The 9669-nt window shown below is 69.4% G+C and carries 9 protein-coding genes; 8 read left to right on the forward strand and 1 reads right to left on the reverse strand.

All coding sequences use genetic code 11. The annotated features are described in order from the left end of the window. From G6023_RS15735 to G6023_RS08075, 7 genes are all read left to right on the forward strand, one after another. Nucleotides 1–189 (forward strand): hypothetical protein (locus G6023_RS15735; protein WP_206680987.1); only part of this gene is annotated, 189 nt, incomplete at its 5' end. 263 nt (nucleotides 190–452) lie between these two features. Further along, nucleotides 453–5054 (forward strand): glutamate synthase large subunit, encoded by a 4602-nt coding sequence (gene gltB / locus G6023_RS08050; protein ID WP_182634904.1) that lies wholly within the window; start codon nucleotides 453–455, stop codon nucleotides 5052–5054. Further along, nucleotides 5047–6519 (forward strand): glutamate synthase subunit beta, encoded by a 1473-nt coding sequence (locus G6023_RS08055; RefSeq protein ID WP_182634906.1) that lies wholly within the window; start codon nucleotides 5047–5049, stop codon nucleotides 6517–6519. The genes gltB and G6023_RS08055 overlap by 8 nt, the downstream gene beginning before the upstream one ends. Nucleotides 6520–6631: 112 nt before the next feature. Continuing rightward, entirely contained in the window at nucleotides 6632–6955 is a 324-nt protein-coding gene (locus G6023_RS08060) for a hypothetical protein (RefSeq protein WP_241727763.1), read from the forward strand. Between the two features lie 25 nt (nucleotides 6956–6980). Beyond that, nucleotides 6981–7280 (forward strand): RNA-binding S4 domain-containing protein, encoded by a 300-nt coding sequence (locus tag G6023_RS08065; protein WP_241727764.1) that lies wholly within the window; start codon nucleotides 6981–6983, stop codon nucleotides 7278–7280. After that, a complete protein-coding gene (locus G6023_RS08070) occupies nucleotides 7280–7834 on the forward strand; it encodes a hypothetical protein (RefSeq protein WP_182634908.1) in 555 nt (184 codons plus the stop codon). Before G6023_RS08065 ends, G6023_RS08070 begins: the two co-directional genes overlap by 1 nt. A gap of 111 nt (nucleotides 7835–7945) precedes the next feature. Further along, entirely contained in the window at nucleotides 7946–8308 is a 363-nt protein-coding gene (locus G6023_RS08075) for a hypothetical protein (protein ID WP_182634910.1), read from the forward strand. 64 nt (nucleotides 8309–8372) lie between these two features. Here the strand turns inward: G6023_RS08075 and rraA are convergent, their stop codons facing one another. After that, entirely contained in the window at nucleotides 8373–8855 is a 483-nt protein-coding gene (rraA, locus tag G6023_RS08080; RefSeq protein WP_119192687.1) for a ribonuclease E activity regulator RraA, read from the reverse strand. Nucleotides 8856–8988: 133 nt separating this feature from the next. On the opposite strand from rraA, the gene G6023_RS08085 reads away from it, so the two are divergent. Then, a partial coding sequence (locus tag G6023_RS08085) for an amidohydrolase family protein (protein ID WP_472986431.1) occupies nucleotides 8989–9669 on the forward strand: 681 nt, incomplete at its 3' end.

The following is a 9669-nucleotide window of genomic DNA, read 5'->3' on the forward strand; positions in this document are numbered from 1 at the left end:
GTCGCCGCGCCGCCGGTTGCGCCCGGGCCCCCGACGCCGAACGGGCGTGGGGGCGAGCCGGGTGTCGCCGGAGTCGGAGGCGCCGCGGTGGGCGTCAATGCCGCCATCGTGATGACCGGATCGTTGGGTGACTACGAAGTGGCGCTGCCGGACGGTGTCACGTTGCCACCAATGCCGTTCATTCGGTGAGTTATCTGAGAGAAGGCCCGGCCCGGGAGCATTCGCCCGGGGCGGGCCTTCCGCCATCTCGGGTGGGCGTGAGGCGCGTACCCTGAGAGAAATCTCACAAGGTGGACTCGGGTTCCCATGTCAGGGGCCACAGTTTGACTTTCCCGATTTGTGTGCTGCGCCCCTTCTGCCCATATTATTTCCGAGCCAGAGCACTTCGGTCCTCTGAGTACGGGTGCTCCAGACACCACGGAGTCCGCCCGTCGACAAGCGAAGGCGAATACATGATGACGACTCCCGGCCCCAAGAGCCTGTACCGCCCTGAATACGAACACGACTCGTGTGGAGTCGCGTTCGTTGTGGATATGTACGGACGCAAGTCCCGGGACATCGTCGAGAAGGCGATCGCCGCACTGGTGAACCTCGAGCACCGCGGCGCCGTTGGCGCCGAGGCCAACACCGGTGACGGCACGGGCTTGTTGATCCAGGTACCGGACTTGTTCCTCCGCGAAGTGATGCGTGAGGAGCAGGACGTAGAACTGCCTGAGGCCGGTGCATATGCCACCGGCCTTTGTTTTCTCCCCCAGTCCCGCATGCTCGCGATGGACGCCATGCGGATGGTGGAGCGGATCGCCGCCGAACAGGGCGTGTCCGTGATCGGGTGGCGTGAGGTCCCGGTCGACGACTCCACGGTCGGCGCGATCTCACGCGACGCGCAGCCCAGCATCCACCAGATCTTCGTCAAGGCCGCCGGCCCCGGAGGGGCGCTGCTCACGGAGCTGGACCTCGAGCGCAAGTGCTTCGTCGTGCGCAAGCGCTGCGAGCACGAGCTGGGCTCCAAGGGGCCCGGCAAGGGTGACCTCGGCTCGGAGACCGTGTATTTCCCGTCCCTGAGCCCTCGGACCTTCGTCTACAAGGGCATGCTCACCGAGAAGCAGCTCCCGGAGTTCTACCTGGATCTCCAGGACGAGCGTGTGGAGTCCGCCCTGGGCATCGTCCACTCCCGCTTCTCCACCAACACGTTCCCGGCATGGCCGCTGGCGCATCCCTTCCGCTACGTCGCCCACAACGGTGAGATCAACACCGCCCGCGGTAACGAGAACTGGATGCGGGCCCGCGAGTCACTCATGTCCAGCGAGCACATCGAGGACCTGTCGGCGGCACTGCCCATCTGCACCCCGGGCGGCTCCGACACCGCGCGCTTCGACGAGGCGCTGGAACTGCTGACGCTGGCAGGGCGCACCCTGCCCCACGCCGTGCTCATGATGGTCCCCGAGGCGTGGGAGCGCCACGAGACGATGGACCCGGCCAAGCGGGCGTTCTACGAGTACCACGCCTCCCTCATGGAGGCATGGGACGGACCGGCGTCGATCACGTTCACCGACGGCACCGTGATCGGCGCCGTGCTCGACCGCAACGGTCTGCGCCCGTCCCGGATCTGGGTCACCGACGACGGGCTCGTCGTCATGGCCTCCGAAGTCGGCGTCCTCGACATCCCCCAGGACAAGGTCGTCACCAAGACCCGCCTGCGCCCGGGCCGGATGTTCCTGGTCGATACCGCCCAGGGGCGGATCATCGACGACGAGGAGATCAAGACCGAGCTGGCCGCCGAGCATCCGTACCAGCAGTGGCTCGACGAGGGCATGGTCCGACTCGGGGATCTCCCGCAGGTCGACCACCCGTACATGCCGCACGAGCGTGTCGTGCTGAGGCAGCGGGTCTTCGGATTCACCGAGGAGGAGCTCCGGATCCTCGTCTCGCCGATGGCCGGGGCGGGTGCGGAGGCGATCGGATCGATGGGCACCGACACGCCGCTGCCGGTCCTGTCGGAGCGCTCACGGATGCTGTTCGACTACTTCGCGCAGCGCTTCGCCCAGGTCACCAACCCGCCGCTGGACGCGATCCGCGAGGAGCTCGTCACCAGCTACGGTGTGACGCTCGGCCCCGAGGGCGATCTCATCCACCCGGGCCCGGAGTCGTGCCGCCAGATCCGCCTGGACAACCCGATCCTCGGCAACGACGAGCTGTCGACGCTGATGGCGGCCGGCGAGACCCGTCCCGGTCTGCGATCGGTGGTCGTCCGCGGCCTGTACAACGTCGCTCACGGCGGCCGCGGCCTGCGCATCGCCCTGGAACGGATCCGTCGCGAGATCTCCCACGCCATCGAGGATGGTGCCACGATCATCGTGCTGTCGGATCGTGAGTCGGATGAGCGCAACGCGCCGATTCCGTCGCTGCTCCTCACCTCGGCCGTGCACCACCACCTCGTCCGCGAGAAGACCCGTACCCGGGTCAGCCTCGTGGTCGAATCCGGAGACGCCCGCGAGGTCCACCACATGGCGGTCCTCTTTGGGTACGGCGCCGAGGCGATCAACCCGTACATGGCGTTCGAGTCCATCGACGAGCTCGTCAAGACCGGTCACCTCACCGGGGTGGACACCCCCGCGGCCTGCGCCAATTACCGCAAGGCCGCCGCGAAGGGCGTGCTCAAGGTGATGTCCAAGATGGGCATCTCGACCCTGGCCTCGTACACGGGTGCGCAGCTCTTCGACATCACGGGGCTCTCGCAGGAGTTGTGCGACGAGTACTTCACCGGCTCGATCAGCCCCATCGACGGCATCGGGCTCGACGAGATCGCCGAGGACGTGGCCCGTCGCCACCGCTTCGCGTTCCTGCCGCGGCCGGAGGAGGCCGCGCACCGCGAGCTCGAGATCGGCGGGGAGTACCAGTGGCGCCGGGAAGGCGAGTACCACCTGTTCAACCCGGACACGGTGTTCAAGCTCCAGCACTCCACGCGCTCCGGTCGCTACGAGATCTTCAAGGAGTACACCCAGCTCGTCGACGACCAGTCGGAACGTCTGGCCACCCTCCGCGGACTGTTCGAGCTGAAGGGGACCCGTCCCCCGGTGCCGATCGAGGAGGTCGAGCCCGTCTCGGAGATCGTCAAGCGGTTCTCCACGGGCGCGATGAGCTACGGCTCCATCTCGGCCGAGGCCCACGAGACGCTGGCGATCGCCATGAACCGTCTCCACGCCCGGTCCAACTCGGGCGAGGGCGGCGAGTCGATCGACCGCTTCAGCCCCGACCCCAACGGTGACTGGCGCCGGTCGGCCATCAAGCAGGTGGCCTCAGGCCGGTTCGGTGTGACCAGCAACTACCTGGCCAACTGCACCGACATCCAGATCAAGATGGCCCAGGGCGCCAAGCCGGGCGAGGGCGGCCAGCTCCCGCCGGGGAAGGTCTACCCGTGGGTCGCCGAGGTCCGTGGCTCGACCCCGGGCGTCGGGCTGATCTCGCCGCCGCCGCACCACGACATCTACTCGATCGAGGACCTGGCGCAGCTCATCTACGATCTGAAGAACGCCAACCCCGAGGCCCGGATCCACGTCAAGCTCGTGGCCGAGCAGGGTGTGGGCACCGTCGCGACGGGTGTGTCCAAGACGCACGCCGACGTGGTGCTCATCTCCGGCCACGACGGCGGCACCGGCGCGTCTCCGCTGACCTCGCTCAAGCACGCGGGCGGCCCGTGGGAGCTGGGTCTCGCCGAGACCCAGCAGACCCTGCTGGTCAACGGCCTGCGGGATCGGATCGTCGTCCAGGTCGACGGACAGCTCAAGACCGGACGCGACGTCATCGTCGCGGCGCTGCTCGGCGGCGAGGAGTTCGGATTCGCGACGGCTCCGCTCGTCGTGGCCGGCTGCGTGATGATGCGCGTGTGCCATCTCGACACCTGCCCCGTCGGTGTCGCCACCCAGAACCCGATCCTGCGCGAGCGGTTCAACGGCAAGGCCGAGTACGTGGTGAACTTCATGGAGTTCATCGCCCAGGAGGTGCGCGAGTACCTCGCCGAGCTCGGGTTCCGTTCGCTGGACGAGGCGATCGGACACTCCGAATGTCTCGACAAGTCGCGGGCGTTCGCCCACAACAAGCGGGTCGCCAAGCTCGACCTGGCGCCGATCTTCGCCCAGGCGGAGTCCCCGTTCATGCACCAGGACCTGCGGAACACCAAGTCGCAGGACCACAAGCTCGAGGGCGTCATCGACCGCCGGCTCATCGAGGACTGCCGCTCCGTGATCGCTGATCCCGCGACGGGGCCGTTCGCGGGCAGCTACCCGATCTGCAACGTGAACCGCTCGGTGGGCACCATGCTCAGCCACGAGATCTCCAAGGCGCACGGTGGTGCCGGGCTCCCGGAGGGGTCGATCGACCTGAGCTTCACGGGGTCCGCCGGCAACTCGCTCGGGGCGTTCCTCGCCTCCGGTGTGACCGTGCGGGTGTTCGGTGACGCCAACGACTACGTGGGCAAGGGACTGTCCGGGGGACGCATCGTCGTCCGCCCGGCGGAGGGCGCCGCGCCCGATTTCGCGGCCGAGAACAACATCATCGCCGGCAACGTGATCTGCTACGGCGCCACCGCCGGCGAGGTCTTCCTCCGCGGCATCGTGGGCGAGCGCTTCTGCGTGCGCAACTCGGGCGTCACCGCGGTGGTGGAGGGCGTGGGCGACCACGCCTGCGAGTACATGACGGGTGGACGCGTCGTCGTGCTGGGGGAGACGGGACGCAACGTCGCGGCCGGCATGTCCGGTGGCGTCGCCTACTTCTACGACCCGCAGGGCGTCCTGCCCGAGAACCTCAACGTGGAGCTCGTCGATACCGACGAGCTGACCAGCGAGGACGTGGAATTCCTCCGCGGCATCGTGGAGCGGCACGTGGAGGAGACCGATTCGGCCCGGGGCCGGGAGATCCTCGGTGGTTGGGCCCAGAACGTGAATCATTTCGCCAAGGTCATGCCGCGCGACTACAAGCGCGTGCTGCTGGCCATCGAGCAGGCGGAGAAGGACGGACGCAACGTGGACGAGGCGATCATGGAGGCCGCAAATGGCTGACCCGAAGGGCTTTCTCAAGCACACCGAGCGGGAGCTGCCCGAACGCCGCCCCGTCGACCTGCGCATCATGGACTGGAAGGAGGTCTACGAGTCGACGACCCTCCCGGAGGATCACCTGAAGACCCAGGCCTCCCGCTGCATGAGCTGCGGTGTGCCGTTCTGCCACCAGGGGTGTCCGCTGGGCAACATCATTCCCGAGTGGAATGACCTGGTGCACCGCGGGAAGTGGGACGCGGCGGTCGACCGTCTGCACGCGACCAACAACTTCCCTGAGTTCACCGGCCGGCTCTGCCCCGCGCCGTGTGAGGGCTCCTGCGTCCTGGGGATCAACCAGCCGCCCGTGACGATCAAGCAGATTGAGGTGGAGATCGCCGAGGCCGCGTGGGCCGACGGCGGCATGGCACCGGTGATCCCGTCGTTCCGTACGGGTCAGACCGTCGCGGTCGTGGGTTCGGGCCCGGCGGGTCTGGCCGCCGCGCAGCAGCTCACGCGCGCCGGACACTCCGTCACGGTGTTCGAGCGTGATGACCGCATCGGTGGACTCATGCGCTACGGGATCCCCGAGTTCAAGATGGAGAAGGCGGTCCTCGACCGGCGTCTCGCGCAGATGGAGGCCGAGGGAACGGTCTTCCGTTCCGGGGTCAACGTCGGCGAGGACATCACGGCGTCGCAGCTGCAGGAGCAGTTCGACGCGGTGGTGCTGAGCGGCGGCGCCACCATGAGGCGGGACCTGCCCGTGCCCGGCCGTGAGCTGGAGGGCATCCATCAGGCCATGGACTACCTGCCCCTGGCCAACAAGGCCGCGGTCGGCGACCCGGTGGTGGATGCCGACGGGTTGCCCGCCATCCACGCGCGGGACAAGCACGTCATCATCATCGGTGGCGGCGACACCGGCGCGGACTGCCTCGGCACGGCGACCCGTCAGGGGGCCAGGTCGGTCAAGAGTTTCGAGATCATGCCCCGCCCGCCGGCGACGCGTGCGGCCTCGACCCCGTGGCCGATGTACCCGCTGATGTTCCGCACGGCCTCCGCCCACGAGGAGAACGGTGAGCGCGTCTACGGCGTGTCCACCGCCGAGTTCGTGGGGGAGAACGGGCACGTCACCGCCCTCAAGGGTTCCGAGGTGAGGATGGTGGACGGGCGCTTCGAGCCCGTTCCCGGTACGGACTTCGAGTACCCGGCGGACCTGGTGCTGCTGGCGATGGGCTTCACGGGTGCCCAGAAGGCCGGACTCTGTTCCGACCTGGGGGTGGACTTCACCGACCGCGGAAACGTGGACCGTGACGGCACCTACGCGACCAATGTCGACGGCGTGTTCGTGGCCGGTGACATGGGCCGCGGGCAGTCGCTCATCGTGTGGGCCATCGCGGAGGGGCGCGCCGCCGCCGCCTCGGTGGATCGCTTTCTCATGGGGGAGACGGCGCTGCCGGAGCCGGTCCGACCGACGGACGTGGCACAGCGCTGAGATCCGCCGTGGCGCCTGACCTTAATGGAACCTAAGATCAGGTCTATTCTGATAGCAGGCCGCCCGGCCTCCGTCTCGGAAGGCATCCATGGTCCGCCGTCGCCCCGCCAGCATGATCGCCGCGCTCTGCGCTGCGGTCGTCCTGGCCGGGGCGCCGGTGGCCTCGGCCCAGCTCCCGGGACCGGGCGGCCGGGCCGTGGTGACGGACCTGCCCGTGCTGAGCGAGTTGCCACCACTGCCGTCCAGGGGCGAGTCCCCCGACGTGGACGAGCAGGAGGTCGACGACGCCTCGGGCATGTCAGGCGTGCAGATCATCGCGCTGGCGTTGGCCGCTTCGGCACTGGTGGCCGGCGGGACGGGGCTGGCCCTGGTGACGCGACGCGGCCGCGGGGACCTGCCCGGCGAGCAGCCCGCGAGGACGGGTCCGCTCGCATGACGGCGCGCCCGATAGGCTCGGGCGTATGAGCCGCCACATCGCAGGACGAGGACGGACCGGCCGGGTGACACCCCCGCCGGCCGGTCCACCCGTCGACGACGTCGAATGCGACCTGAGCAGCAAGCTCACGCTGGGGCAGTTCCTCAAGCTGGCATCACTGCTCGATTCGGGTGCCGAGGCCAAGGACGCGGTCGCCTCCGGCGCCGTGAGCGTCAACGACGAGGTGGACACCCGTCGCGGTCGCGGTCTGGTCGACGGCGACGTGGTGGAGATCGGGGGCCGCGCAGCCCGGGTGGTCGCGCGCGACGGACGGGGAGAGGCCTGATGGCGGACGAGACGCGGCGGACGATCCAGGCTCCGGTGGTGCTGCACGACGATGACCCCGGCGCCAGGCGCTACGCCACCTGGCTCGCCGAGGAATTCGACACCCGGGCCACCCATCACGACGCCGTGGACCCGGCCGAACTCGTCGTCGCCGGGACGGTCGTCCTCGTCACCGGGATGCGGGCGGCCGGCGGGCTGGGTGGTTCGGCGTTCATCCGCGACAACTGGGAGGCGCTCGTCGAGGCCGGGCGCCGGGTCGCCGTCGTCATGGTGGGCCCGACTCCGGTCACCGATGACGCCCGGATCGAGCTCATGTCGAGTGAGTTCTCGGGCGATCAGCTCCGCGATCTCAAGCTCTTCCAGTTGCGGGGCGTGGTCACCCCGGACCAGCTGGGATTCCGGCAGCGGCTGGGCGTGAAGACCGCTCTCGCGGCGCTGCGTCGCAAATCCGAGCGCACCCCGGAGGAGGAGTCCATGCTCGAGTTGGGTGGGCTGGACCTCACCGACCGGGTCTCACTCGGGCCCCTGCTGCGCTGGATCCGCCGCGAGGCCTGATCGGCCGAGCGGGCCGGAAAGCCGCGTCGCGCGCCACACTGGTGTGACCCCCGATACCATCTCCTGGGTGAGACCCCGCCGTGGGGCGGGGCGACGACCCGGAGGATCCCGATGCGCACGACCACCCTCGCAGCGACCGTCTCGGCACTCGCCGCCGCCGCCCTGCTGACCGGAGCCGGAACGGCGGCGGCAGACGAGCCGGACGAGTCCGCGGATATGGGAACGATTCGCAGCGTGCTCCTCGCTCCCAACGTGGGGGAGGCGCTCGGCAGCATCGGCTACGGGTCGCTCGGGACCGGCTCGCTGATGGACCTGCTCACCGGGCTCATCAACGCCGGTTCGGTCATCCTGTCGGTGGAGCTGCCCAACGCGACGGGTTCCTACGCGCCCGGGTCCCTGGGCAGCTACGGGCCCGAGGCCTCGATCGGCGACGTGCTCACCATCCCGGTCGCGAGCCTCGGGGGAGCCTCCTGAGCGACCCCGCCCGCGGGCACACCCCGCGGGCGCTCGGGCGGGTGCGACGAACGACCCGGTCGGGTCAGCGCACCACGATCCCGTCGGAGTCGGCGTAGAGCGTGTCACCGGGGACGAAGTCGACCCCGCCGAAGCTCACGGTCACGTCGCGTTCGCCGTCGCCGGTCTTGCTGGACTTGCGCGGGTTCGTGCCCAGGGCCTTGCATCCGAAGTCCATGCCGCCCACGACCGCCGAGTCTCGGATGGCGCCGTTGACCACGACCCCGGCCCAGCCGTGGGAACGGCCGAGCTCGGCGATGAGGTCTCCCACCAGCGCGGTGTGGAGGCTGCCACCGCCGTCGATCACCAGGACCCGGCCCTCGCCGGGCTCGCCGAGCACGCTCTTGAGCAGTGCGTTGTCCTGGAAGCACCGGACGGTCGAGACGGGACCGAAGAACTCCGTCCGGCCGCCGAGGTCGCGGAACTGGGTGTCACAGCTGCGGACGTCCTCGCCGATCTCGTCGACGAGGTCCGCGGTGGGGACGAATCCGGCGGGGGTGTCGGTCATGCGGGGCCTCCTGGGGCGTGGTCTGGTCATGGCAACGCTATCCGGCCGCGCTCCCGCGGGGGAGCCCGCCGTGGGGGACAATGTCGGGTGAAGGGTGCCCCGCCATCGTCCGAGAACCCGGAAGGAGCCACCCGTGGCCCAGTACGAACTCCTGATCCACGCCCGGCGCGCGGTCATCGACGATCGCATCCAGCAGGCGGCGGTCACGGTGGACGGGGGAGTGATCTCGTCGGTGCGGACGGGGTCGGAGGCGCGGGACATCGGTCTGGCGGGCGACCACACGATCGCGCTCGGTGATGACGTGGTCCTCATGCCGGGACTCGTCGACCCGCACGTCAGTACCGAGGACGTCGCGGTGGGCACGCATTCGGCGGCTCAGGGCGGGATCACCTCGGTGATCGACTACGGAACCGACGGCGACCCGGTCGCGATCACCCCCGAGGACGTGGACCGCTGGCGGCAGGACGTCTCCGGCGAGTCCACGGTGGACGTCGGGCTGTGGGGCGCGGCGGTTCCGGGGAATCTCGGCGGGCTCGGGACGTTGCTGGATCGTGGCGTGTTCGGGGTGTCGGCGGTGGCCGCCGGCAAGGGCGTCGCCGGTGCGCCGACCCTGGACTCCGCACAGGTGGTGGCGGCCGCCGAGGAGGTCGCGGAGGCCGGCGGGCTGTTCGCGGTGGATGCCGGGGTGGACGATCTGCCCGGGCTTCTCGAGGTCTGCCGGCGCACGGGTGGCCGGTTGCACGTCCGGGCGGTGTCCGACCACGAGGAACTGCCCCTGCTGCGCGAGGCCAGGGCGGACGGGCTGGCCGTGACC

Source organism: Dietzia sp. DQ11-71 (genome assembly GCF_014144995.1).
Taxonomy (GTDB): domain Bacteria; phylum Actinomycetota; class Actinomycetes; order Mycobacteriales; family Mycobacteriaceae; genus Dietzia; species Dietzia kunjamensis.